Consider the following 24,077-nt stretch of genomic DNA (forward strand, 5'->3'; position numbering starts at 1 on the left):
TGGCGCAATGGGAGAGTAGGGCAGGACCGTACCGAGGGGTAGGGGTTGGGGGCGCTGAAGTTACCGGTGGTACGACATAGGCTTCCCACGTGGCAGAAGGTGTACCGGAAGACGGCGAGCGACGTGAGTACCGCATGGACGAGCTGGCCAGGAGGGCCGGCATCACCGTACGCACCCTGCGCTTCTACCGGGAGCGCAAACTGATACCACCGCCCCGCCGCGAGGGCCGTATCGCCTGGTACGACGACACCCACCTGGCCCGCCTGCGCACGATCTCGGCGCTGCTGGAACGCGGCCACACCCTGAGCGGCATCGCCGAGCTGGCCGAGGCCTTCGACCACGGCCGCGACGTGGGCGAGCTGCTGGGCCTGGGCGCCCCCACCGAGGAGACCCCGGTCCGCCTCACCCCCGAGGCCCTCGCCGACCACTTCGGCGACCAGGCGACCCCGGAGAACCTCTCCGCCGCCCTGGACCTCGGCTATCTCGCCATCGACGGCGGCGAGATCGTCCACATCAGCCGCCGCCTCCTGGAGGTCTCGGCGGCCCTGGTCCGCGAGGGCATTCCCCTCGCCGACATCCTGACGGCAGCCCGCCGAGTCCGCGAACACGCCGACGCCCTGGCCACCCTCTTCACCGACCTCCTCCTCGCCCACGGCAACCACACCCCCGAGGACCTGCGACGCCTACGGCCCCTGGCGAAGAGCGTGGCGGATGCGGAGCTGTCCATGGCACTGGATCGGCGACTGCAAGGCGAACCCGGCGACCGGCCGCGGCAGCAGGCGTAGGCGGCAGACGGGCGACCAGAGGCAGTCAGAGGTCGTACACGACGGTCACCGGCGCGTGATCCGACCACCGCTCCGCATGCGTGGCCGCCCGCTCCACGAACCCCTTGACCGCCTTGGCGGCCAGCCCGGCCGTGGCGACCTGGTAGTCGATGCGCCAGCCGCTGTCGTTGTCGAAGGCACGCCCCCGGTACGACCACCAGGTGTACGGCCCCTCGACGTCCGGATGCAGGGCGCGCATGACGTCGACGTACGCGCCGTCACCCTCGTCGAAGACCCGCCCGAGCCATTCCCGCTCCTCCGGCAGGAACCCGGAGTTCTTGACGTTGCCCCGCCAGTTCTTGAGGTCGGCCTCGCGGTGGGCGATGTTCCAGTCGCCGCAGACGACGACCTCGCGCCCGTCGGCGGCGGCCCGCTCCCGCAGCCCCTTCAGATACGTCAGGAACTCCCCCATGAACCGGACCTTCTCGTCCTGCCGCTCGGTCCCGACCTCACCGGAGGGCAGATAGAGGCTCGCGACGGTGACCCCGGGCAGGTCGGCCTCGATATACCGCCCACCGCCGTCGAACTCGGCCGACCCGAAGCCCACCTGGATCCGGTCGGGCTCACGGCGGCTGTACAGCGACACCCCCGCACGCCCCTTGGCGACGGCCGGAGCGTGCACGACATGCCACCCGTCCGGTTGCCGCACACCCTCGGGCAACTGCTGCGGTTCGGCCCGCACCTCCTGGAGGCAGATCACATCCGCCGAGGTCCCGGCGAGCCATTCCACGAAACCCTTCTTCGCGGCGGCACGCAGCCCGTTCACATTCACAGAGGTCACAGTGAGCACCCGGGCACGATACCCGCACGTTGGACACAGTCCAGAATCGGACGAAGATCACACCACACGAGCGCACCATGGCACTCACCCTGGCTGCACAAACGTACGATTATCGCCATGATGATCCGCCGCGTGCCCTTCGACCACCCCGACGCCGTCAAGCTGAACGACGAGGTCCAGGCCGAATACAGCGTCCGCTACGGCGACGACGGCGACGCCACACACATGGACCCGGCGCACTTCATACCACCGGCCGGGCTGTATCTGATCGCCTACGACGAGCACGGGCGCCCCCTGGCCACGGGCGGCTGGCGCACCCAGGACGCCAACGACGAGGGCTATCTGGACGGCGACGCCGAGATCAAACGCATGTACGTCATCCCGGAGGCCCGCGGCCTGGGCCTGGCCCGCCGCATCCTGACCGAGTTGGAGTCGGACGCCCGTACGGCAGGCCGCACCCGCATGGTCCTCGAAACCGGCACCAAGCAGCCCGAGGCCGTCGCCCTCTACACCTCCAGCGGCTACGAGCCCTGCGCCAAGTTCGGCTACTACCGCTTCCACGAACTGAGCCTGTGCTTCGCGAAGCCGCTCTGAGGCACGGCCATGTGAAAATGCCCGTGCCGCACGGCGGTTGGGCCCCTACGGTGTCCCCGTGAGAAAGAACCACCGACTGCGCCGTCTCGTCGTGGGCGACACCACCTGGCGTTGGACGGTCCGCCAACGGTCCCGCGTCGCCTACGACCACTGCCACCTGAAGCTGACCCTCTACCCGGAGGGCCCCCGACGCCGCCGCCTGGTTCTGCTCTTCGGCCCGTCCGAACACCGCGTCGTCTCGAACTGCTACTTCGACGCCGGCGCCCTGGTCCGCCTCCCGAACCGCACCTACCTCAACCTCTACGAGCCCGGCACGGTCCGCCGCCTCCTGGACGCAGCCGCCCCGAACCTGGACCGCTTCCCGTCCGCCCAGACGGTCGAGGTGGACGGCTGGCCGTACTTCGACGCGATCACCGAGCCACCGGCAGATGCCTGACCACACGCAAGTGCCTGACAACATGTCAGAGCCCCCAGTGGTGATCACCACTGGGGGCTCTGAGCTGCGTGGACCTGAGGGGATTTGAACCCCTGGCCCCCTCGATGCGAACGAGGTGCGCTACCGGACTGCGCCACAGGCCCTTGCAACGAGTGAAACTCTAGCATCCCCATCGCGGTGCTTGGAAATCCGTTCCCGACCGCCTCCAGGCCCCTCACCCACCGGTCCCCGGTCGGCTTTCGATCGGTTCCCCGGCTGGTCAACGGAGTGGAGAGGGGAGCGGAGACCCGGCAGTCCAGGAGGGTCCCGGAAGCCCGGGGGCCCCGAGAGTCCCGAGAGTCCTGGAGGTTCAGGGAACCCGGGCGGTCACTCGTTGGCCGCCCGAGGGCGGTCACCGTCCTCGTACTGGTCGAAGAGCGGTGTGCGCCCCCGCTCGCGGGAGCGGCGGGCAAACTTGGCGCGACGGGCGTCGGAGCGGCCTCCGCCGGGGGCTTCGGCGGGCGCGGCGGAGTCGGCCTCCGCCGGCGGCTCCTTGGCGCCGGGTTTCGCCTTCGACCCGCGCGCGGGCGCGTTCGGCTCGCTCGCGGGCGCGTTGCCCGCCGCGTTCGTGGAGGCGTGCGGGTCGGCCGCGCTGGAGCGCGCGGAGCTCCACGCGTCCGGTCCGCAGAGGTCCACGCCGGACGTGGCCCGGGGCGCCACCGGCGCCGTGACATACGTCGGGAGCGGCACGGGTACCGGCTCCCAGCTCTCGCCCTGGCCGGGCCGCCGCTGGCGCTCCCGCTGCTGGTCGACCCACTCGGCGTGGTCGGTCTGCTCGACGAGGGCGCGGCGGTCGGCCGCGAGCGCGGTCAGGTCGAGCCTGGGTTCCTCGTTCTCTGGCCCGTCCTCCGGCTCGTCGGTGTCCGCCGCATCGGGCATTGGCCGCCGTCGGGGCTGCCGCTCCCGCAGCCGCTGCGCCGCCGCCTCGGCCTGCCGCCGGTCCATGATGTACGCGAACCGGTTCCGCTCCTGGCGGCGCAGGTGCGCGATGTACGCGCTGAGCAGCACCGCCGGTACGGCCGGCGCCCACAGGAAGGTCAGTCCGCCGACGGCCGCGACGACCGCGCCCAGTGTGAAGGCGAGGAAGAGCATTATGGTCGTACGCCGCCGGCGCGCGAGCACCTTCGAGCGCCGGGCCCGCGCCACGGCCTCCGCCGAGGTACCCCGGCGTGCGCCCACCATCCGTCTGCCCGGAGACTTCGCACGGGAGGCCCCGCCGGGAGTCCCCCCGGTTCCGGCAGCACCCCCGGTTGCGGCAGCGCCCGAAGCGCCCGCGCCACCGGTCGGCGACCCCGGCTTCCCCGAAGCCCTGCCTCCCTGCTGCGGCACCGCCTTCGCCTGGGCCCCCGCCCCCGGTTTCGCCCCCGGCTGCGACTGCTGTGACGGCGGCGACTGTTGCGGCGACTCACCCCGCTCCACCGGCAGTTGGGCCCTCGTGTGCTCCCGATGCGGGGGCATGGCGAAGGCCCGGACGTCCACCGAGTCGGTGATGCCGTCCGGTTCGGCGTCGAACTCCCCCTCTTCGGCGGAGCGCGTCCGCAGGTCCCTGGCGTATCGGCGCTCCATGCCCGCCCGTCCGGAAAGCAGCCGGATGGCGGTGCTGAAGCGTTCCGTCGGACGGGCCTCGTTCAGCTCGTCCTGCCTACGGAGCCACATCGGCACCAAGTAGGCGGCCCAGGCCCCGACGATGACTGCGTAGATGAGGCCGCTGCTGCTCACGTCTCACACGGTAGAGGGGTTTGCGTGAGGCCATCTGCCAATTGGGCCGGTGTGTCGCACGATCCGGCTGATATTTCGAGCTTTTTTTGTGACCGATGTGATCAACAGATCATCGAGAGCGGGAAATCAACGCGCCAAGAACGCGTCGACTCGTTCAACTCGATCGCCGATCGAACCCCTTTTTCGAACACGTATTTCATTTATTGAGGCGGTCCGGGCTGACCCGCGTCGGATCCGGCGTTCCGCGTCCAGTGCCGCTGTTCCCGCCGCCAGCGGCCGAGCAGTCCCTCCGGCACCTCTTCGGCGGTGAGCGCGAAGACGAGATGGTCGCGCCAGGCGCCGTCAATGTGAAGATATCGTGGACGGAGGCCTTCCTCACGGAATCCGAGTTTCTCCACGACCCGCCGACTGGGCCGGTTCTCGGGCCGAATGCAGACCTCGATGCGGTGCAGTCCCACGGTCCGGAAGCAGTGGTCGACGACGAGCGCCACCGCTGTCGGCATCACCCCGCGCCCGGCGACCGACTCGTCCACCCAGTAGCCCACATGCCCGGAGCACATCGATCCCCAGGTGATCCCGGCGACCGTCAACTGCCCGACGAGGCGCCCCTGGTACTCGATCACGAACGGCAGCATCCGGCCCGCGTTCGCCTCCGCCCGCAGATGGCGGACCATCTGACGGTACGTCGGCCGGTGCGCTATCGGCCCGCTGGGCGTGGGCGGCGGAATGGTCGCCTCCCAGGGCCGCAGCCAGTCCCGGTTGCGCTTGTTGACCTCGCGCCAGGCCCGTTGGTCGCGCATCCTTATGGGCCGGAGGAGCACATCGCCTTCCACCAGCACTACGGGCCAGGATGGGCTGTTCAGCTCGCACCCCCACTGGGTCTGGAGGGCTCCTCGTCCGCCGAGGAACCCTCGTCGAGCCTCGGGTGGTCCCCGCCGCGGATCTGGTCCACGGCGTGGGTCAGCAGCGGCTCCAGTACGGCCAGACCGTCCCGTACGCCGCCGGTGGAGCCCGGCAGGTTGATGATCAGGGTGCGGCCCGCGACTCCGGCGAGGCCCCGGGAGAGCACCGCCGTGGGCACCTTGTCGCGGCCGTACGCCCTGATCGCCTCGGGGATGCCGGGCACCTCGTGGTCGAGCACCGCGCGGGTCGCCTCGGGGGTGCGGTCGGTGGGCGAGATGCCCGTGCCGCCGGTCGTCACGATCACGTCGTACCCGGCGTCGACGCCGGCCCGCAGCGCGGCCTCCACCGGGTCGCCGTCCGGCACGATCTGCGGGCCCTCCACGGCGAAGCCGAACCCCGCGAGCGCCTCGGCGATCAGGGGGCCGCCCTTGTCCTCGTAGACCCCGGCGGCGGCCCGGTTGGAGGCGGTCACGACCAGGGCGCGGTACGGCGCGGCGGGGGCGCCCCCGGTCGCCCTGGGCGATGAACGCGGGGCGCTGGTCATGACCGGCTCCAGTCGCCGGACTTACCGCCCGTCTTCTCCTCCACGCGTACGTCCGTGATGACCGCCCCCTTGTCGACCGCCTTGACCATGTCGACCACGGTGAGCGCGGCGACGGAGACCGCGGTCAGGGCCTCCATCTCGACGCCCGTACGGTCCGTGGTCTTCACGGTGGCGAGGATCTCGACGGCGTCGTCCGCGACCGACAGATCAAGCTTGACACCGGCCACTGACAGCGGGTGGCAGAGCGGGATGAGGTCGGGGGTGCGTTTGGCGCCCATGATGCCCGCGATGCGCGCGGTGGCGAGGGCGTCGCCCTTGGGCATCCCCTCGCCGCGCAGCAGTTCGACGACCTGGGGCGAGACCAGGACCCGGCCGCTGGCCCGGGCGGTGCGCGCGGTCACGTCCTTCCCGGAGACGTCGACCATGCGGGCTGCCCCCGCCTCGTCGATGTGGGTCAGTCGGTCCTGCGGCGTACTCATGGTGGTGTGGCGCTCCCGGTCGGGGCCCGTCGCGGTGCGGCGCGCGGCCTGTTGTGCGCGACACGGTACGCCAACGTCGGCGATTCGGCCGAGTGGGGAGTCCTGCCGTCCGGGCCGCTCGGCCCGACGCGGTGACGACGCCCGCCGCTCAGCCCAGCAGGACGACCTCGACCTCCGTGCCGGGCTCGACCGACTCGACGTCCTCGGGGATCACGATGAGCGCGTCGGCCTGCGCCAGAGCCGCCACGAGATGCGATCCGGCGCCCCCTACGGGGGTGACCTCGCCGTCGGCGTACGCGCCCCGCAGGAACTGCCGACGGCCCGGGGGCGAGGTGAGCGCCTTGGTCGTCTTGAGGGTCGCTCGGGTCGTGGGCCGGTGGATGTCGTCCAGGCCCATCAGGGTGCGGATCGCGGGCCGGACGAAGAGCTCGAAGGAGACGTACGACGACACCGGGTTGCCCGGGAGGGCGAGCAGCGGGGTGTGGTCGGGGCCGATGGTGCCGAAACCCTGGGGTTTGCCGGGCTGCATGGCGAGCTTGCGGAACTCGATGCCGGCGCCCTCCTCGTCCTCGTCGCCGACGGACTCCAGGGCCTCCTTGACGACGTCGTACGCCCCGACGCTGACCCCGCCGGTGGTGACCATCAGGTCGGCGCGGACGAGCTGGTCCTCGATGGTGGAGCGGAGGGTCTCGGCGTCGTCGGCGACGGCGCCGACCCGGTAGGCGATCGCCCCGGCGTCGCGGGCGGCGGCGGTGAGGGCGAAGCTGTTGGAGTCGTAGATCTGGCCCGCGCCGAGCGGCTCGCCCGGCGGGATCAGTTCGCTGCCGGTGGAGAGCACCACCACGCGTGGGCGCGGGCGTACGCGTACCGAGGCGCGGCCGATGGCGGCGAGCAGGGCGATCTGGGGCGGGCCGAGGATCGTGCCCGCCGCGAGGGCGCGGTCGCCGGCCTTGACGTCGCTGCCCATCGCGCGTACGTGCGCGCGTGCCTCGGCGGCGCGGTGGACGGCGACCTGGCCGGTGGCGTCCTCGGGGCTCGCGCTGCGGGCGCGCATCGCGGAGACGGGGCCCTCGCCGAGGCCGCCGTCGGTCCACTCCACGGGGACGACCGTCTCGGCGCCGGGCGGCAGGGGGGCGCCGGTCATGATGCGGGCGGCCTCGCCGGGGCCCACATGGGGCTGTTCGCTCTGGCCCGCCGCCACGTCCCCGACCACCGTCAGCACCGCCGGGAACTCCTCGCTCGCGCCCGCGACATCCGCGACCCGCACCGCGTACCCGTCCATGGAGCTGTTGTCGAACGGCGGCAGCGAGACCGGCACCGTGACGTCCTCGACCAGGACACAGCCCTGGGCGTCGAGGAGCTGCAGCTCGATGGGTTCCAGGGGGCGGACGGTGGCGAGGATGTCCTCCAGATGTTCGGTCACCGACCAGAAGTGGTCCCGGCCGGTGGTGCGGGTCGCGGCGGTGCTCAACGTGACTACATCTCCTCGGCTACGTAACTGCGAAGCCAGGTCCGGAAGTCCGGGCCCAGGTCTTCACGTTCGCATGCGAGTCTGACAATGGCACGCAGGTAGTCGCCACGGTCGCCTGTGTCATAGCGGCGGCCCTTGAAGACGACGCCGTGCACGGGGCCGCCGATCTTCTCGTCGGCGGCGAGCTGCTGGAGGGCGTCGGTGAGCTGGATCTCGCCGTTGCGGCCCGGCTCGGTCCGGCGCAGTACGTCGAAGATCTGCGGGGCGAGGACGTAGCGGCCGATGATCGCGTAGCTCGACGGGGCGTCGGCCCGGTCCGGCTTCTCGACCATGCCCGTCACCTGGACGACGTCGCTGTCCTCCGTGGTCTCGACGGCCGCGCATCCGTAGAGATGGATCTGCTCCGGCGCGACCTCCATGAGCGCGATGACGCTGCCGCCGTGCCGCTCCTGGACCTCGACCATGCGCTTGAGCAGCGGGTCGCGCGGGTCGATCAGGTCGTCGCCGAGGAGGACCGCGAAGGGCTCGCTGCCCACGTGCGGGGCGGCGCACAGGACGGCGTGGCCGAGGCCCTTGGGGTCACCCTGGCGCACGTAGTGGATGGTCGCGAGGTCGCTGGACTCCTGGACCTTGGCCAGCCGGCCCGCGTCGCCCTTCTTCTGCAGGGCGGACTCCAGCTCGTAGTTGCGGTCGAAGTGGTCCTCAAGGGGGCGCTTGTTGCGGCCGGTGATCATCAGGACGTCGTCCAGCCCTGCCGACACGGCCTCTTCGACCACGTACTGGATCGCCGGCTTGTCCACGACCGGCAGCATCTCCTTGGGAGTCGCCTTGGTGGCCGGAAGGAACCGGGTTCCCAGACCCGCCGCGGGGATGACAGCCTTGCTGATCCTGGGGTTCGCCTCACTCATGGGCGCAACCTTATCCGGTGCCTTTGTGGGGAATCTGTGGCTCCGATTAATTCGCTCTCATATGAGCCGATTACGAATAGTACTGGAGCGACCTGTGAGCCGGATGGGATCTCAACCGGAGTCTGCCAAGCGAATGTTGCGTCGCGAGTTCCTCCTGGTGAGGAACAGGTTGACGCCGGATGACGTCCGGAAAACGACGGACGCGCTTGCCGCCCGGGCCCTCGACCTGCCCGAGTTGGCGCACGCGCGCACGGTCGCGGCGTACGTCTCCGTGGGGAGCGAACCGGGCACCCTCGCGCTCCTGGACGCGCTCCGCGCGCGCGGGGTGCGCGTCCAGCTCCCGGTCCTCCTCCCGGACAACGACCTCGACTGGGGCGCCTACGAGGGCCGGCCCTCCCTCGCGCGCGTGCGGCACGGCGGCAGGATGGCCCTCCTGGAGCCGACGGGCGACCGCCTGGGCCCCGACGCCGTGACCACCGCCGACGTCGTCCTCCTGCCGGGCCTGGCCGTCGACACCCGCGGCATGCGCCTGGGCCGGGGCGGCGGCTCGTACGACCGCGTCCTGACCCGCCTGGAGCGCGCGGGCGCCGATCCGGCCCTGGTGGTCCTGCTGTACGACTCGGAGGTCGTGGACCGGGTCCCGGAGGAGCCGCACGACCGTCCCGTGCACGCGGTGGTGACCCCTTCGGGTGTACGCCGCTTCCGGTGAGCCGGGTACGACGGTTCCGGTGAGCCGGGTACGACGGTTCCGGTGAGCCGGACATGAAAGCGGCCCCCACGCGTGCGTGGAGGCCGCTTTCCGGGTTCAGGCGAGGGTCATGGTTTGAGCAGCAACGTGTCGCTGGTGTTGCTCTCGACCGCCTTCTCCGAGAACGACCACGTCAACAGCTCGCCCTTGACCCACTTGTCGGTCTGGTCGGTGTAGTGGGCGCTGTAGGCGTGCCCGGAGGCGCCGGTGAGGTTGATCCACTTGGACTTGTCGAGGTCCCCGAGGTTCACGATCATGCGCATCGAGGGCACCCAGACGACCTCGTAGCCGCCGGCCGCGTTCCAGCCGGTGGCGTTGACCGCGGCCTCGCCGCCGCCGAGCTTCCAGGGGCCGCGGTTGAGCATGTACTGCACGATGCCGGGGCCCTCGGTGCCGAGGGTCTGGTTCTTCAGGAACAGGCGGTGCAGCCGGCCCCAGCTCCAGGTGTCGATGTCCTTGCCGAGCTTGGCGGTCAGCTCCCAACGGGCGTCCCGCATGGCGCGCTTGAACAGCTCGTCACGGGTGTTCGCGGCCTTCTGGGTGCGCGCCTTCGGGGTCGACCACCAGTCGTTGTCCTGGTCGTCGATGATCCGGCGGACCACCTCGAACCAGCGGTCGCCACCATCCGGCTGCGCCTGGTCGGCGTCGCGCCTGCCGCACTCACGGACCTTCTGGTCCTCATCCGCGGGCCCGGTGGTGTCGACCGGCTCGACCGACAGGCACTGCCCCTTGACGCGCAGCTCCTTGGGCAGCTTGTTGCCGAAGGCGAGCTTGAGGATGTTGCGCCAGACCGCGTTGAAGTACGCGGCGGCGGCCGAGTCGGCGTCCTGGGTGTAGTCCCAGCCCTCCAGGAGCTTCTGCGCCTCGCGGACGTGCTTGTCCTCGACGTCGATCTTCAGCAGCAGCGGTACCAGCAGCTTGGCGATCTCGCTGCTGTTGTCCATCTGCATCTGGCGCATGTCCTCGGTGGAGATCTTCCCGCCGCCCTTGATCTTCGACTCGATCAGGCTGGTGATGCGCTGCGCGCGCGTGCCATAGCCCCAGTCGGTGGTGAGGGTGTACGGGTAGGCGTCCTTGTCGACGACGGCCTGGTTGGCGGTGACGATGTAGCCGCGGTCCGGGTTGTACTCGTACGGCAGTTCGTCCTGGTCGAGGTAGCCGGTCCAGCGGTACCTGGTGTCCCAGCCCGGCGCCGGCACCGATCCGTCGCCCTTGCCGCGGGTGGGGATCCTGCCGGGGAGCTGGTAGCCGATGTTGTCCTCGGTGTCGGCGTAGATCAGGTTCTGCGAGGGGACGTCGAACAGGGCCGCGGCCTTGCGGAAGTCCTCCCAGTTCGCGGCCTTGTTCATCGCGAAGACGGCGTCCATGGTGGTGCCGGGTTCGAGGGCGGTCCAGCGCAGGGCGATGCCGTAGCCGTCGCCGCGGTCGGGGGCGTCCTGGTCGACGGTGGCCTTCTTGCCGACCTGCACGAGTTCGTCGTCGCGGTCGGACAGCAGGGGGCCGTTGTTGGTCGTGCGGACGACGATCTTCTTGGACTCGCCGCCGGCGACCTGGATGGTCTCCTGGCGCGTCTCGAAGGGCACCACCTTGCCGCCGGACTGGTAGCCGTCGCCGGTGAGCTTCTCCAGGTACAGGTCGGTGACGTCGACACCGGAGTTGGTCATGCCCCAGGAGATGTCCGCGTTGTGGCCGATGACCACGCCGGGCATGCCCGCGAAGGTGTAGCCGGCCACGTCGTACTGGCACTTCTCGGAGACCGACTTGCAGTGCAGGCCCATCTGGTACCAGACCGAGGGCAGCGAGGGAGACAGGTGCGGGTCGTTGGCGAGCAGCGGCTTGCCGGTGATGGTGTGGTCGCCGGAGACGACCCAGGAGTTGGAGCCGATGCCGTTGCCGTTCACACCGACGGCCTCGGGCAGGTCGTCGAGGACGTCGTAGAGGCCCGCCAGCTGGGTCTGGAGCGCCCCGGAGCCGGAGGAGGTACCGGCGGTGCCCACGCCCGTTCCCGTGCCGCCGGTGCCCTGTGTGGAGCCGTCGGCGTTCTGCGACGACTGCGAGCTGTCGCTCCAGACCTTGTTGATCTCGTCGTACTCGCCCTCCTGCACGATCGCCTTGTTGCGGTCGTAGGGGTACTCCGGGTAGAGATCGGCGATCTGCTTGGGGCCGAGGCGGCTCGTCATCAGGGCGCGGTCGATCTCGTCCTGCATGTTGCCGCGCAGGTCCCAGGCCATCGCCTTCAGCCACGCGATGGAGTCGACCGGGGTCCACTCCTCGGGCTTGTAGTCGTTCGCGAAGCCGAGGGCCGCGTACTCCAGGGAGATCTCCTCGGCGTCCTTGCCGGCGAGGTAGGCGTTGACCCCCTTGGCGTACGCGTCGAGGTATTTCTTGGTCTCGTCCGAGAGAGTCGACTTGTACTCCTCCTCGGCGATCCGCTGCCAGCCGAGGGTGCGCAGGAACTCGTCGTTGTCGATCTGGCTCTTGCCGAACATCTCCGAGAGGCGGCCGGCCGTCATGTGGCGGCGCACGTCCATCTCGTAGAACCGGTCCTGCGCCTGGACGTAGCCCTGCGCCATGAACAGGTCCTCGTCGGAGGAGGCGTAGATCTGCGGGATCCCGTAGCCGTCGCGCTTGACGTCGACCGGCCCGGACAACCCCTCCAGGGTTATCGAGCCCTTGGTCTGCGGGAACGAGGCGCGGACGGTGCCGACGGACCAGAACGCCCCGTAGCCGACACCGCCGATGACGGCCAGGACCAGGACGATCAGGAGAAGCCGGGCTCTGCGCCCCTTCTTCCTGACGGACTTGCCGGTCTGCTGGCCGGAGGAGGCGGTGGTGTCGGTGGGCATCGCTGTCCTTGCTGTCCTAACACGAGCGGCAGGTCGGGCTGTGCTTTGTACTGAACGCTGGAGCAACCATAGGCGCAGGGCCCGACACGACTTGACGCGGAGTCGGGAACTGGCGCGGACGGACGTTCGATCTTGCCCTTGCAAGCGTCAAGAAATCGTCAAGAGTTAGGTAAGGTAACGAAGTACTTGCACTGAGGTAACCGCATCAGCACGGTTCACGTGATCGGCTTCGCATGCCCACCACGCGCGCGTGCCCGCATCCAGCTGCGCGGCACCCAGTGCTCCACCCACGTGCGGTTCGGCGAGAAAGGTACGGCCCCTGACTGTCCACGACCTCAACCAGCTCCTGCTCGTCTGCTCGCTCGTCCTGCTGGTCGCGGTGGCCGCGGTCCGGATCTCGTCGCGCAGCGGGCTCCCCAGCCTGCTCGTCTACCTGGGCATCGGCATCGCCATGGGCCAGGACGGCATCGGCGACATCCACTTCAACAACGCCGAACTGACCCAGGTCATCGGCTACGCGGCCCTCGTCGTGATCCTGGCGGAGGGCGGCCTCGGCACGCAGTGGAAGGAGATCAAGCCGGCCCTGCCGGCCGCCAGCTCACTGGCGCTGGTCGGAGTCGCGGTGAGCGTCGGCGTCACGGCCGCGGGCGCGCACTACCTGGTCGGGCTGGACTGGCGTCAGTCACTCATCATCGGCGCGGTGGTGTCCTCCACGGACGCGGCGGCCGTGTTCTCCGTACTGCGCAAGATCCCCCTGCCCGCGCGCGTGACGGGCACTCTGGAGGCGGAATCCGGCTTCAACGACGCCCCCGTGGTCATCCTCGTCGCGGCGCTCTCCACGGCCGGACCGGTCGAGCACTGGTACGTGCTGATCGGGACGATAGCCCTGGAGCTCGCGATAGGCGCGGCCATCGGCCTGGCCACCGGCTTGCTCGGCGCGTACGGCCTGCGCCATGTGGCGCTCCCCGCCTCCGGTCTCTACCCGATCGCCGTCATGGCCATCGCCGTCACCGCCTACGCGGCCGGCGCCCTCGCCCACGGCAGCGGCTTCCTCGCCGTCTACCTGGCCTCCATGGTCCTCGGCAACTCCAAGCTGCCGCACTGGCCGGCCACCCGCGGTTTCGCCGAAGGGGTCGGCTGGATCGCGCAGATCGGCATGTTCGTCCTGCTCGGCCTGCTCGTCACCCCGCACGAGATGGGCGACGACATCTGGCCCGCGCTCGTCATCGGCCTGGTGCTCACCATGGTCGCCCGGCCGCTGAGCGTCATCGTCGCGCTGTCGCCGTTCCGGGTGCCGTGGCGAGAGCAGGGGCTGCTGTCGTGGGCCGGACTGCGCGGCGCGGTGCCCATCATCCTGGCGACGATCCCCATGGTGAGCGGGATCGAGGGCAGCCGCCGGATCTTCAACATCGTCTTCGTCCTGGTCGTGGTCTACACCCTCGTCCAGGGGCCGACCCTGCCCTGGCTGGCCCGCAAGCTACGCCTGGGCACCGCCGGGGAGACCACCGACCTCGGCATAGAGTCGGCGCCCCTGGAGCGGCTGCGCGGCCATCTGCTGTCCGTCGCCATCCCGGAGAAGTCCCGTATGCACGGCGTCGAGGTCAACGAACTGCGGCTCCCCGCGGGCGCCGCCGTCACCCTCGTCGTCCGCGACGGCAAGTCCTTCGTGCCCCTGCCGACGACCGTGCTGCGCCGCGGCGACGAACTCCTCGTCGTCGCCACGGACCCCGTCCGCGACGCCGCGGAACGCCGCCTGCGGGCCGTCGGCCAGGGCGGCAAGCTGGCCGGCTGGCTGGGGACGGGGAACGGGAACGGCGGGGCGGGTGGCTTTTGAGAAGGAACGTCTGGGAGGGGACGTCTGGGAGGGGACGCCCGGTGGCTCCTGGGAGCGCGGGGCTCTCCTCCCCGGCCGCCCGGCGATCGTCAAGGCCATGTTTCGCGCCGCTCACACCGCCCGGAATCAGAGGTACGGCACGTCATGGTGCTCATTTTCACAGGTGACCCGGTCGATCGCCCTGTACGATGAAGGCGCACTTGATCGGACCAACTCTGCCTGACGCAGAGCTGGCGCGACCGTATGGCGGTCGGAACGCCCCTCGCTGTGGGCGCCGGCATCTACCGCAGTAGCGCAAGAGGACAGCTCTCGGCGCCCGATCCCCCTCCCCCCGGGGGTCGCGCTACCAGGCGGCGGAAAGGCACGGCCGTGGCATCCACGGTCACCTCGAACACCTCGAAGACATCCCGCCCGGGCTACGGGCAGCTGCTGCGCACCCGTGGCGCGTGGACGTTCCTCCTGCCCGGTTTCGCGGCCCGCCAGCCGTTCGCGATGCTGACGCTCTCCCTCGTGCTGCTGGTCCAGCACACCACCGGCTCGTACGGGGCGGCCGGCGCCGTGGCCGCCGTCACCGGTGTCTCCATGGCGCTGTTCGCCCCGTACAGCGGCCGTCTCGCCGACCGCTACGGCCAGCGCGCCGTCCTGCTCCCCGGTGTCGTCCTGCACACCCTGGCCGGTGGCTCCCTGACGGCGCTGGCGCTCGCGGACGCGCCCCTGTGGGCGCTGTTCGCCGCCGCCGTGCCGACCGGTGCCTCGGTGCCGCAGATCGGCCCCATGGTGCGCGCCCGCTGGGGCGTCAAGCTCAAGGGCTCGCCCCTGATGACCACCGCGGCGGCCTTCGAGTCCGTCACCGATGAGCTGACCTTCGTGCTCGGCCCGCTGCTGGCGACCGCGCTGTGCACCGCCGTGCACCCGGCCGCCGGTCTGCTCGCCGAGGCCGCGCTCACTCTCGTCGGCGGCCTGCTGTTCGCCGCCCAGCGCGGCACTCAGCCCGAGGTCGTATCCGTGGCCCACGCGCGCGTGGAGCACGCCTCCGCCCTGTCCGTCCCCGGAGTGCGCGTCCTGATCGTCACCTTCCTGGGCATCGGCTCCGTCTTCGGCGGCATGCAGGTCTCGCTCGCCGCCTTCTCCGAGTCGATCGGCGCACCGGGTCTGAACGGCGTCCTGTACGGCGTCTTCGCCGCGGGCAACATGATCTCCGGCCTCGTCTGCGGCGCGATGGCGTGGAAGGTGGCCCCTCAGCGGCGCCTGATCGTCGGATACGCGGCCCTCGCCCTGACCGCCTCCGCCCTGTGGACCGCCGACTCGGTGCTCGTCCTCGCCGCGCTGGGCCTGCTGGTCGGCATGTGCATCGCTCCCGCCCTGATCACCGGCTACACCCTGGTCGAGGGCCTGGTCCCGGCGGGCGCCCGCACCGAGGCGTTCACCTGGCTCACCGGCGCGGTCGCGCTCGGCCAGGCGGCGGCCGTCACGGCCGCCGGACAGCTGGAGGACCGGCTGTGGGGCGGTGCCGGGTTCCTGGTCCCGATGGCCGGTACGGCACTGGCGCTGGCGACCCTCGTGGCCCTGCGCTCACGCCTCGCGACACGACCCCGGAGCCGTACGGTCGCACGTGTCATCGGTCACCGAGTGCCGGTGACAGTGGACTGATCGGCGGGGAATACGTCACTATGGATTGTCGTTAGCACTCATCGAGTGAGAGTGCCAGGAGGAAGACCAGTGCCGACGTACCAGTACCAGTGCACCGAATGCGGTGAGGGCCTCGAAGCGGTGCAGAAGTTCACCGACGACGCCCTGACCGAGTGCCCCAGCTGCAATGGCCGCCTCAAGAAGGTGTTCTCCGCGGTCGGCATCGTCTTCAAGGGCTCCGGCTTCTACCGGAACGACAGCCGCGGCTCGTCGTCGAGCAGCAGCCCCGCGTCGAAGTCGTCGTCGTCCGACTCGAAGACCTCGTCCTCGACCTCGTCGACGTCGTCCTCGTCGACGTCCGACTCGAAGTCGTCGTCCTCGACCTCTTCCTCCACCAGCAGCAGCTCCGCCGCGTAGCTCTCCCTTCCGCCTGACTCCTTGGCCCTGCCGTCGTCGTATGACGGCAGGGTCTTCGGCGTTCCCTGGCGGCGGGGGTGGGGGACATGGCCCGTCCCGGGGGCGGATGTCGCCCGGCTAGGGTGCGGGCATGGCGAACACGGAGCACGTGGAGAACGCGGCGGCGAGCACCGCAGCCGGGGTGGCGGAAGCGGTTGAGGCAGCGGCGACAGCACCCGCCACTGATCTGGCGGAGATCGGTGTCATCGGGGGGTCGGGGTTCTACTCCTTCCTCGACGATGTGACCGAGATACAGGTCGACACCCCCTACGGGCCGCCCAGCGACTCGCTCTTCCTCGGTGAACTCGCCGGTCGGCGGGTCGCCTTCCTCCCCCGTCACGGCCGCGGCCACCATCTGCCGCCGCACCGCATCAACTACCGCGCGAACCTGTGGGCCCTGCGTTCCGTGGGGGCGCGCCAGGTGCTCGCCCCGTGCGCGGTGGGCGGGCTGCGGCCGGAGTACGGCCCCGGCACGCTGCTCGTGCCGGACCAGCTGGTGGACCGTACGAGTTCCCGGACCCAGACGTACTTCGACGGCCTCCCGCTGCCCGACGGCACGACCCCCAACGTCGTCCATGTCTCACTCGCCGACCCGTACTGCCCCGTCGGCCGCAAGGCCGCCCTCGCAGCCGCCCGCGGGCGGAACTGGGAACCGGTGGACGGCGGCACCCTGGTCGTGGTCGAGGGCCCCCGCTTCTCGACCCGCGCCGAATCCCTCTGGTACCGGGCCCAGGGCTGGTCCGTCGTCGGCATGACCGGCCACCCCGAGGCGATCCTCGCCCGCGAACTCGAACTCTGCTACACCTCCCTGACCCTCGTCACCGACCTCGACGCCGGCGCCGAGACCGGCGAGGGCGTCTCCCACGAGGAGGTCCTGGAGGTCTTCGCCGCCAACATCGACCGCCTGCGTGAAGTCCTCTTCGACGCGGTGGCCGCACTACCGCCGAACGACACCCGAGACTGCCTGTGCACGAAGGCACTGGGCGGAATGAACCCGGGGTTCGTGCTGCCGTGACGGGGTGACAGGGCTGACAGGGCTGACAGGGCTAGGGGCGACGGGGCGGAACCCCTCGTTCGGGTGGCGGAGTTTTCCACAACCGGCCAGTAGTCCACGGCCCGCAGCGAACTCCGCCCCGAAGCCTCATCGTGAGACCGCAAGCCGATCTCACGACAGCAGGTGGTGACCCCATGTCCAGTTCCACGTCCGGTTCCACGTCCAGCCCCATGTCCCGTCCCCCGTCCCGTCGCGCCTCCAGCCCCATGTCCGGCCCCTCAACCGCGCCCCTTCCGTACCCGGCACCCACCCGCTCGTACACGGCCCGCACCCCCTCCTGGGCCGCCGGCCCACCTGGTACGGACACCCCTCCCACCTGCGAGATCCCACCCTTCGCCCCACTACGGGTACGCGGTGGCGCGCACCGGCTGCGACGCCTGGTCCGCTGCCGAAGGCGGGCCGTGGCCGCAGGTCTCGCGGTGACTGCCGCCGCCCTGCTGGCGACGGGCGCGGGCCCGAGGGACGCCGAACGGGTCAGGGGCCACCCGGTGCCCGACCCGGCGCCCAAGCGCGGCGCCATCGCCGAGAAGGTGGCCGCCCCGGTACGGATCGCCGACGGCGCGACGGTACGGCTGCTCCGGCCGGGCGACCGCGTCGACGTGATCGCCGCCGAGGACTCCGCGACGGGCGGCACCGCACGCGTGGTCGCCCGAGGCGCCCGTGTCACCGAGGTGCCGACCGCGAGCGCCACCGAGAGCGGAGCCCTGATCGTCCTCTCCGTGCCGCGCCCCACGGCGGCACGACTGGCCGGCGCGGGCGCCACGTCCCGTCTGGCGGTGACGCTGTGGTGAGGCTGCTGTCAAGGCCCTCGTCGGAGGGACCCGGGTGGACACGTCGACCAGTCCCTGCCGTAGGTTGCGGAGTCGTTTGTTCCACAACCAGCTTTTCGACAACCAGCGCAGAGAGGCCTCGTGGTGAGCGAGAAGAAGGAGCCGAGCATCTGGGAGGGCTTCAAGGCCTTCCTGATGCGGGGGAACGTCGTCGACCTGGCCGTGGCCGTGGTCATCGGCGCGGCCTTCACGAACATCGTCAACTCGGTGGTGAAGGGGATCATCAACCCACTGGTGGGGGCGATCGGCACCAAGAACCTCGATCACTACAGCTCATGCCTGAGCTCGACGTGCGAGGGCGAGCAGGGCATTCAGATCCTGTGGGGCTCCGTCCTCGGCGCCACCCTCAGCTTCGTCATCACCGCGGCCGTCGTCTACTTCCTGATGGTCCTGCCGATGGCCAAGTTCCTGGCCCGCCAGGAGGCCCGCCGCAAGGCGAAGGAGGGCACCCACGAGGTCATCGAGGTGACCGAGCTGGAGGTACTGAAGGAGATCCGCGACGCCCTGGTGGCTCAGCGCGGCTCGGGCCACGACCGCGAGTAGCGCCGTTCGCGGCCGTCGGCCGGTGGTGTCAGAGGTGGTGGGGCGGCTTCTCGTCGAGGAAGCGCTTCAGGTCGGCCGCGCTGTCGCCTGCTTCGCCGGGTCGCTCGCCCCAGCCGTGGTCCGAGTCGTCGGACGACGGACGGCTGAGCGGGTCGTCGAAGACCAGCGCGGCCTTGGGGTCACGTGGTTCGGGGGCAGCGGCGGTACTCATGCCCCCAGAGTACGGCCCGCTCGCCCGTGACCGCCCCGCTCCCGCCCACTGGTGGACTTATGTCCGCAAGCACATTCGCATCCGTGAGCGCACTCGCATCCGCACGCGCGCTCCTATCCGTAAGTGCACTTGTGAACGTCTGGGCGAGAATTCCCCTTGGTTTTCTGCTCTGCTGGGCCCTATGACGCCCAGTTCGGCTCCTTCCGGCTCCCGCCCGGAACCCACACCCGCGCCCGTTCCAGCAACCCCGAGAACCTCCCCCTCCGTCGCGCACCTGCCGCTGCGCAGGCTGGTGGCCCGTGGGCGCGACGAGGAGCATCGGGTCGCGTCGCCGCTGGAGCTCTTCTTCGACCTGTGTTTCGTGGTCGCCGTCGCCCAGGCCGGCGTCCAGCTGGTGCACGCCGTCGCGGAGGCACACGCGGCCGAGGGCATCGCGAACTACGCGATGGTCTTCTTCGCGATCTGGTGGGCCTGGATGAACTTCACCTGGTTCGCCTCGGCGTACGACAACGACGACGTGCTCTACCGGCTCGTGACCCTGGTTCAGATAGCGGGCGTGCTGGTGCTGGCCGCCGGGGTGACCCGGGCCTTCGAGGACCATGACTTCGTGCTGGTCTGGCTCGGCTATGCGATCATGCGGCTGGCGATGATCGCGCAGTGGCTGCGGGCCGCACGGTCCGCGACGGCCGACGAGCGGGTCATGGCGCTGCGGTACGCGGGTGGCGTGGCGCTGTGCCAGGTCGGCTGGCTGGGGCTGCTGATCCTTCCGGAACCGGCGAGACCATGGCTGTTCCTGGGGATGGCGATCGTCGAGCTGTGCGTCCCGGTCTACGCGGAGAAGGACTTCAACACGTCCTGGCATCCGCATCACATCGCCGAGCGGTACGGCCTGTTCACCATCATCGTGCTCGGCGAGACGATCCTGGCGGCCACGGTCGCGGTGAAGTCGGCCGCCGACGAGAACGACGCGCTGGGCGAGCTGCTGCCCATCGCGGCGGGCGGGCTGCTGATCGTGTTCGCCGCGTGGTGGATCTACTTCACCGTGCCCATCCACGGTCATCTGCGCTCCAACAAGGAGAGCTTCCTGTGGGGTTACGGCCACTATCTGATCTTCGCGTCGGCCGCGGCGATCGGTGCGGGTCTCGAGGTCGCGGTGGAGCAGGCGGTGCACAAGGCGCACATCTCCACGCCGGCCGCGTCCGCCGCGGTGACCCTGCCGACGGCCCTGTTCCTCATCTCCGTGTGGGCGTTGCACGCCCGGCACTACAAGGTGGGGACGGCTCAGCAGGCGATCCTGCCGCTCGCCGCGCCGGCGATGGTCCTGTGCACGTTCCTGGGCCATTGGGCGGTCCTGGCGGCGGGCGTGGTGGCGGCGGTGACGGTGGCGGTCGGCATCACGCTCACCACCCGCCGGGGCGGAAGGGAGGAGACGACGGGGAAGACGGCGACCGTTTGACGGCTCCCGTGCCGGGGTGACACAGACGAGACTGGTGACCATGACGGTTGACGCGTTGACAGATGTGGCGGGCCTGCGGGTCGGTCACGCCACCCGGGCCGAGGGCGGCTGGCTCACCGGCACCACGGTCGTCCTGGCTCCGGAGGGCGGCGCGATCGCGGCCGTCGACGTGCGCGGGGGTGGCCCCGGCACCAAGGAGACGGACGCGCTCGACCCCAGGAACCTGGTGCAGAAGGTCGAGGCGGTGGTGCTGACCGGCGGCAGCGCGTACGGGCTGGACTCCGCGTCGGGTGTGATGGCCTGGCTGGAGGAACAGGGGCGCGGTGTACGAGTGGGCCCCGACCCGGCGCATGTCGTGCCGGTGGTGCCCGCCGCCTGTGTCTTCGATCTGGGCCGGGGCGGCGACTTCCGGGCCAGACCGGACGCGGCCACCGGCCGGGCGGCGGTCGAGGCGGCGGCCGCGAGCGGGCCGGGTGCCCCGGTCGAGCAGGGGTGCGTGGGCGCCGGGACGGGGGCCACGGTCGGGCCGTTCAAGGGCGGTGTCGGCACCGCGAGCACCGTGCTGGACTCGGGGATCACGGTGGCCGCGCTGGTGGTGGCCAACGCCGCGGGATCGGTGGTGGATCCGGGGACGGGGGTGCTGTATGGGGAGTTGTTCCAGGGGCGTACGACATGTCCGGAGCCCGGAGTCCACGAGGCCGCGCGCCGTCGGCTCGCCGAGATCGCCGCGAAGAACATCGCGCCCACGCTGAACACCACGCTCGCCGTGGTCGCGACCGACGCCGACCTGACGCGGGCCCAGGCCCACAAACTGGCCGGCACCGCCCACGACGGCATCGCCCGCGCCGTGCGACCGGTCCACCTCCTCAACGACGGCGACACGGTCTTCACCCTGGCCACGGGCGCCCGCCCGCTCCCACCCGAGGCGGGCCCGCTCGCCCTCAATGAACTCCTCTCGGCGGGGGCGGACTTGGTGACCCGGGCGATCGTGCGGGCGGTACGAGCGGCCGAGTCGGTGGACGGCCCGGGCGGGACGTGGCCGTCGTACGGGGAGTTGTACGGAGACCTCGCCGGGAGTTCGTGACGGGTGTCGGGAGGGGCGCGGGGACGGTCGGGGGGGGCGATTGTCCCGGTTCTGTCACGTGATGGCGTTGTGGGTGGAGGGTGGGAACCCAGTGGGACGTCGGACGCTCTTTCTCCACGTACTGGAGCGGATCACATGGATCACGTAGATCGCGCGGATCGCATCAGATCACGTGGATCACGCGGACGCGGAGAAGTTGGAGCAGAACGTGACGAGGCCGAAGGTTGCTGTGCGGCGTGCGATGGGGGCCTGTGCCGTGCTGGTGGTCGGGGCGTTGACGCTCACCGGGTGCGGTGGGGACGCCAAGGCCGACAACAAGGGCGGGGACGGCAAGGAGGCGTCCGCCAAGGACTCGGCGGCGACGATCACGATCTCGGCGAAGGACGGTTCGACGGGGGCGTCCATCAACGCGACCGGGGTGAAGGTCAGCGGCGGCAAGTTGACCGAGGTGACGATGACCGCGACGGAGAGCGGCACCGACGTACCGGGGGAGATAGCGGCGGACGGGCGGTCCTGGAAGCCGAAGGGGCAGTTGGAGCGGGGCACGAAGTACCGGATCTCCGCGACCGCGAAGAACGCCGAGGGGAAGACGTCGGCGGCCAATTCCATCTTCACGACCGTCTCGACGGCCAACAGCTTCATCGGGACGTACACGCCGGACAGCGGCACCACGGTCGGGGTGGGGATGCCGGTGTCGTTCACCTTCGACAAGGCGATCACCGACCAGAAGGCCGTGCAGTCGCACATCACGGTGACGTCGAGCAGTGGGCAGGAGGTGGTCGGGCACTGGTTCGGGGCGCAGCGGCTGGACTTCCGGCCCGAGGAGTACTGGAAGGCCGGGTCCAAGGTCACGATGAAGATCGACCTGGACGGCGTCGAGGGCGCGAACGGGCTGTACGGGGTGCAGGACAAGACGGTCACCTTCACCGTCGGGCGCTCGCAGGTCTCCACGGTCGACGTCAACACGCAGACCATGACGGTCGTACGGGACGGCAAGACGATCAAAACGGTGCCGATCTCGGCTGGCAGTGCGCAGAACCCGACGTACAACGGGCAGATGGTGATCTCGGAGAAGTTCACGCAGACGCGGATGAACGGATCGACGGTCGGGTTCGGCGGGGAGTACGACATCCCGGACGTCCCGCACGCGATGCGGCTGACGACGTCGGGGACGTTCGTGCACGGCAACTACTGGTACAGCAGGTCCAACCCGCCCTTCGGGCGGCAGGGCACCAGCCACGGCTGCGTCGGGCTCGCGGACGTCCAGGGGGCGAGTGGCGACACCGAGGGCAAGTGGTTCTTCGACAACTCACTGATCGGTGACGTCGTGATCGTCAAGAACTCCCCCGACGACACGGTCGCGCCGGACAACGGCCTCAACGGCTGGAACCTGTCGTGGGACGCCTGGACGGCGGGAAGCGCCACCTGACCGCGGGAGGCGCCATCCGGCCAAGGGATCATGGGACTTCGTACGGCCGCGCGGGAACCAACCGTGCGGCCGCGTCGTTTTATGGGTACGTTTTCTCGGTTCCCGGACATGATGTCCGACCGAGGGGCTACGGTATGCACCCACAAGGTGACATGCAGCAACGCCGGGAGAAACCTTGAGCGTTCCGTACGAGACGGCAGCGTACGAGCCACCCGAGTCGCCCGAGTCTCCGGAGGAGCACCTCGCGCGACTCCTCGGTCGCGCCCTGAACTCCTTCGAACTGCCCGACGAGACGATACGACAGCTCGACAGCGCCCTCGCGCACGACAGCTCGCTGCACTCCGCGCACTACAGTTCAGGGCTGCACCGGGCGACGTACCGGCACACCTGGCTGCTCGCCGACGGCTCCGCGGTCACGCTGTGGGAGCTCGTGCACAACACGGCTCCGGGCAGCGACACCCAGCACGAGGTGTACACGGACGACGAGGAGCTGCGGGCCGCCACCGCCCGGCTGCCGCTGCCCCCGGACACCCCCGACGACTTCGATCTGTCCGACATGGTCGTGGAGCTGACGGCGTTCCCCGAGCCGCGCCACGAGTATGTGCCCGATGACTCGGCGGACCACGCCCGACGACTGCTGCGGCGCGCGGAGAACCCGGATCCTCCCGGGGACGAGCTCGCCACACTGCTGCTGCGGACCGCGTTCGCACATGAGATCACCCAGGCCTTCGGCCGCCCGAGCCGGCTCCGTAGGGGCGGTCGGCCCGGGCTCAGCTTCTCGCTCTACGAGCACGCGTTCCTGCTCACCGACGGGCAGGAGATCTCTCTGTGGGAGGTCGAGCACACGGCCACGCCGGACGGACGCCATATGTGCGAGGTGTACGCGACGGAGGACGCGGCGCGGGACGCGATGGAGCGGCACGCGGGGAACAGCGGCTAGACGCCGCGGGGCGACAGGCCCGGGCCTTCAGGCCCGGCCGTCGTCGCTGAACCGGCGGGCCAGGAAGGCGAAGGCGTCCTGTTCCGCCGGGGTCAGTTCCACGTGCTCGACATACGGGCCTTTGCGGCGCTGGTGCGGCAGGCCCCGCAGGCGGTCGCCGCGGCGCCGGGCCAGCTCGGCGAAGCGCACACGGTGCACCTCGCGGTCCCGGCGCAGTACGCGAACCAGCACGGCCACCCAGATGACCGCCGCTAGGGCGAGGGCGGCGACGCCCACCAACTGGAGGATCGACACGTGCTCAGGCATGCCCTCCAGTAGA

24 protein-coding genes and 1 tRNA gene are annotated in these 24,077 nt (G+C 70.4%); 14 read left to right on the top strand and 11 right to left on the bottom strand.

Features of this window, described 5'->3' with window-relative positions; genetic code table 11:
• Positions 1–134 precede the first annotated feature (134 nt).
• Entirely contained in the window at positions 135–785 is a 651-nt protein-coding gene (locus tag STRIP9103_RS02930) for a MerR family transcriptional regulator (RefSeq protein ID WP_048819581.1), read from the top strand.
• 25 nt (positions 786–810) lie between these two features.
• On the opposite strand, the gene STRIP9103_RS02935 is transcribed toward STRIP9103_RS02930, so the two are convergent.
• Positions 811–1,605, bottom strand: coding sequence for an exodeoxyribonuclease III (locus STRIP9103_RS02935; protein ID WP_048819591.1), 795 nt, complete (start codon positions 1,603–1,605; stop codon positions 811–813).
• Positions 1,606–1,722: 117 nt separating this feature from the next.
• Here STRIP9103_RS02935 and STRIP9103_RS02940 point away from each other — a divergent pair, with 117 nt between their 5' ends.
• Both STRIP9103_RS02940 and STRIP9103_RS02945 read left to right on the top strand, forming a co-directional pair.
• Positions 1,723–2,199, top strand: a complete 477-nt coding sequence (locus STRIP9103_RS02940) for a GNAT family N-acetyltransferase (protein WP_009297369.1) — start codon at positions 1,723–1,725, stop codon at positions 2,197–2,199.
• A gap of 58 nt (positions 2,200–2,257) precedes the next feature.
• On the top strand, positions 2,258–2,635 hold the full coding sequence (locus STRIP9103_RS02945) for a hypothetical protein (protein WP_048819592.1): 378 nt from the start codon (positions 2,258–2,260) through the stop codon (positions 2,633–2,635).
• A 69-nt stretch (positions 2,636–2,704) separates the two neighbouring features.
• Here STRIP9103_RS02945 and STRIP9103_RS02950 read toward each other — a convergent pair.
• The 7 genes from STRIP9103_RS02950 to galU form a co-directional block, all read right to left on the bottom strand.
• A tRNA-Ala gene (locus STRIP9103_RS02950) sits at positions 2,705–2,778 on the bottom strand.
• Between the two features lie 223 nt (positions 2,779–3,001).
• The gene (gene sepX / locus STRIP9103_RS02955) at positions 3,002–4,393 is read right to left on the bottom strand and encodes a divisome protein SepX/GlpR (RefSeq protein WP_009297375.1); all 1,392 of its coding nucleotides are present in this window, start codon (positions 4,391–4,393) and stop codon (positions 3,002–3,004) included.
• Between the two features lie 200 nt (positions 4,394–4,593).
• Entirely contained in the window at positions 4,594–5,232 is a 639-nt protein-coding gene (locus tag STRIP9103_RS02960) for a GNAT family N-acetyltransferase (RefSeq protein WP_009297354.1), read from the bottom strand.
• Between the two features lie 20 nt (positions 5,233–5,252).
• On the bottom strand, positions 5,253–5,840 hold the full coding sequence (locus STRIP9103_RS02965) for a MogA/MoaB family molybdenum cofactor biosynthesis protein (RefSeq protein WP_009297335.1): 588 nt from the start codon (positions 5,838–5,840) through the stop codon (positions 5,253–5,255).
• Entirely contained in the window at positions 5,837–6,319 is a 483-nt protein-coding gene (moaC, locus tag STRIP9103_RS02970) for a cyclic pyranopterin monophosphate synthase MoaC (protein WP_009297304.1), read from the bottom strand. The genes STRIP9103_RS02965 and moaC overlap by 4 nt, the downstream gene beginning before the upstream one ends.
• Positions 6,320–6,467: 148 nt before the next feature.
• Positions 6,468–7,790 (bottom strand): molybdotransferase-like divisome protein Glp, encoded by a 1,323-nt coding sequence (glp, locus tag STRIP9103_RS02975; RefSeq protein WP_009297358.1) that lies wholly within the window; start codon positions 7,788–7,790, stop codon positions 6,468–6,470.
• 5 nt (positions 7,791–7,795) lie between these two features.
• Positions 7,796–8,698 (bottom strand): UTP--glucose-1-phosphate uridylyltransferase GalU, encoded by a 903-nt coding sequence (galU, locus tag STRIP9103_RS02980; RefSeq protein WP_009297300.1) that lies wholly within the window; start codon positions 8,696–8,698, stop codon positions 7,796–7,798.
• 133 nt (positions 8,699–8,831) lie between these two features.
• Here galU and STRIP9103_RS02985 point away from each other — a divergent pair, with 133 nt between their 5' ends.
• Positions 8,832–9,407 (top strand): 5-formyltetrahydrofolate cyclo-ligase, encoded by a 576-nt coding sequence (locus STRIP9103_RS02985; protein ID WP_100243830.1) that lies wholly within the window; start codon positions 8,832–8,834, stop codon positions 9,405–9,407.
• 107 nt (positions 9,408–9,514) lie between these two features.
• Here the strand turns inward: STRIP9103_RS02985 and STRIP9103_RS02990 are convergent, their stop codons facing one another.
• Positions 9,515–12,292: a penicillin acylase family protein gene (locus STRIP9103_RS02990; protein ID WP_009297287.1), complete on the bottom strand. Its 2,778-nt coding sequence runs from the start codon at positions 12,290–12,292 to the stop codon at positions 9,515–9,517.
• Between the two features lie 250 nt (positions 12,293–12,542).
• Here STRIP9103_RS02990 and STRIP9103_RS02995 point away from each other — a divergent pair, with 250 nt between their 5' ends.
• The 6 genes from STRIP9103_RS02995 to mscL all read left to right on the top strand — a co-directional run bounded on the left by STRIP9103_RS02995 (position 12,543) and on the right by mscL (position 18,638).
• On the top strand, positions 12,543–14,126 hold the full coding sequence (locus STRIP9103_RS02995) for a potassium/proton antiporter (protein ID WP_009297336.1): 1,584 nt from the start codon (positions 12,543–12,545) through the stop codon (positions 14,124–14,126).
• 369 nt (positions 14,127–14,495) lie between these two features.
• Positions 14,496–15,776, top strand: coding sequence for an MFS transporter (locus tag STRIP9103_RS03000; protein WP_009297318.1), 1,281 nt, complete (start codon positions 14,496–14,498; stop codon positions 15,774–15,776).
• Positions 15,777–15,845: 69 nt separating this feature from the next.
• Positions 15,846–16,172 carry an FmdB family zinc ribbon protein gene (locus STRIP9103_RS45435; protein WP_009297381.1) on the top strand — a complete coding sequence of 109 codons (327 nt, stop codon included), beginning with the start codon at positions 15,846–15,848 and terminating at the stop codon, positions 16,170–16,172.
• Positions 16,173–16,302: 130 nt separating this feature from the next.
• Positions 16,303–17,226, top strand: coding sequence for an S-methyl-5'-thioadenosine phosphorylase (locus STRIP9103_RS03005; protein ID WP_009297322.1), 924 nt, complete (start codon positions 16,303–16,305; stop codon positions 17,224–17,226).
• A gap of 173 nt (positions 17,227–17,399) precedes the next feature.
• Complete coding sequence (locus tag STRIP9103_RS45825; protein ID WP_309474689.1) at positions 17,400–18,056, top strand: CpaB family protein; 657 nt, start codon at positions 17,400–17,402, stop codon at positions 18,054–18,056.
• A 123-nt stretch (positions 18,057–18,179) separates the two neighbouring features.
• Positions 18,180–18,638, top strand: a complete 459-nt coding sequence (mscL, locus tag STRIP9103_RS03015; RefSeq protein ID WP_078613776.1) for a large conductance mechanosensitive channel protein MscL — start codon at positions 18,180–18,182, stop codon at positions 18,636–18,638.
• Between the two features lie 28 nt (positions 18,639–18,666).
• Here the strand turns inward: mscL and STRIP9103_RS03020 are convergent, their stop codons facing one another.
• Entirely contained in the window at positions 18,667–18,849 is a 183-nt protein-coding gene (locus STRIP9103_RS03020) for a hypothetical protein (RefSeq protein ID WP_009297373.1), read from the bottom strand.
• Between the two features lie 181 nt (positions 18,850–19,030).
• Here STRIP9103_RS03020 and STRIP9103_RS03025 point away from each other — a divergent pair, with 181 nt between their 5' ends.
• From STRIP9103_RS03025 to STRIP9103_RS03040, 4 genes are all read left to right on the top strand, one after another.
• Complete coding sequence (locus STRIP9103_RS03025; protein WP_009297321.1) at positions 19,031–20,305, top strand: low temperature requirement protein A; 1,275 nt, start codon at positions 19,031–19,033, stop codon at positions 20,303–20,305.
• 40 nt (positions 20,306–20,345) lie between these two features.
• On the top strand, positions 20,346–21,389 hold the full coding sequence (locus tag STRIP9103_RS03030; RefSeq protein WP_048819596.1) for a P1 family peptidase: 1,044 nt from the start codon (positions 20,346–20,348) through the stop codon (positions 21,387–21,389).
• 208 nt (positions 21,390–21,597) lie between these two features.
• Complete coding sequence (locus tag STRIP9103_RS03035; protein ID WP_048819597.1) at positions 21,598–22,818, top strand: L,D-transpeptidase; 1,221 nt, start codon at positions 21,598–21,600, stop codon at positions 22,816–22,818.
• A gap of 175 nt (positions 22,819–22,993) precedes the next feature.
• Entirely contained in the window at positions 22,994–23,758 is a 765-nt protein-coding gene (locus STRIP9103_RS03040; protein WP_009297282.1) for a DUF6227 family protein, read from the top strand.
• 27 nt (positions 23,759–23,785) lie between these two features.
• Here the strand turns inward: STRIP9103_RS03040 and STRIP9103_RS03045 are convergent, their stop codons facing one another.
• A complete protein-coding gene (locus STRIP9103_RS03045; protein WP_009297306.1) occupies positions 23,786–24,064 on the bottom strand; it encodes a hypothetical protein in 279 nt (92 codons plus the stop codon).
• Positions 24,065–24,077: the final 13 nt, after the last annotated feature.

The organism is Streptomyces ipomoeae 91-03, assembly GCF_000317595.1.
GTDB lineage: Bacteria > Actinomycetota > Actinomycetes > Streptomycetales > Streptomycetaceae > Streptomyces > Streptomyces ipomoeae.

Excerpts from the sequence above, each read along its gene's own strand:
- STRIP9103_RS02965 (WP_009297335.1), bottom strand. The coding sequence starts at position 5,840 with ATGACCAGCGCCCCGCGTTCATCGCCCAGGGCGACCGGGGGCGCCCCC.
- STRIP9103_RS03030 (WP_048819596.1), top strand. The coding sequence starts at position 20,346 with ATGACGGTTGACGCGTTGACAGATGTGGCGGGCCTGCGGGTCGGTCAC.
- STRIP9103_RS45825 (WP_309474689.1), top strand. The coding sequence starts at position 17,400 with ATGTCCAGTTCCACGTCCGGTTCCACGTCCAGCCCCATGTCCCGTCCC.
- STRIP9103_RS02930 (WP_048819581.1), top strand. The coding sequence starts at position 135 with ATGGACGAGCTGGCCAGGAGGGCCGGCATCACCGTACGCACCCTGCGC.
- STRIP9103_RS03045 (WP_009297306.1), bottom strand. The coding sequence starts at position 24,064 with ATGCCTGAGCACGTGTCGATCCTCCAGTTGGTGGGCGTCGCCGCCCTC.
- STRIP9103_RS03020 (WP_009297373.1), bottom strand. The coding sequence starts at position 18,849 with ATGAGTACCGCCGCTGCCCCCGAACCACGTGACCCCAAGGCCGCGCTG.
- STRIP9103_RS02940 (WP_009297369.1), top strand. The coding sequence starts at position 1,723 with ATGATGATCCGCCGCGTGCCCTTCGACCACCCCGACGCCGTCAAGCTG.
- STRIP9103_RS02990 (WP_009297287.1), bottom strand. The coding sequence starts at position 12,292 with ATGCCCACCGACACCACCGCCTCCTCCGGCCAGCAGACCGGCAAGTCC.
- STRIP9103_RS03025 (WP_009297321.1), top strand. The coding sequence starts at position 19,031 with ATGACGCCCAGTTCGGCTCCTTCCGGCTCCCGCCCGGAACCCACACCC.
- galU (WP_009297300.1), bottom strand. The coding sequence starts at position 8,698 with ATGAGTGAGGCGAACCCCAGGATCAGCAAGGCTGTCATCCCCGCGGCG.
- moaC (WP_009297304.1), bottom strand. The coding sequence starts at position 6,319 with ATGAGTACGCCGCAGGACCGACTGACCCACATCGACGAGGCGGGGGCA.
- STRIP9103_RS03005 (WP_009297322.1), top strand. The coding sequence starts at position 16,303 with ATGGCGAACACGGAGCACGTGGAGAACGCGGCGGCGAGCACCGCAGCC.
- STRIP9103_RS02985 (WP_100243830.1), top strand. The coding sequence starts at position 8,832 with ATGTTGCGTCGCGAGTTCCTCCTGGTGAGGAACAGGTTGACGCCGGAT.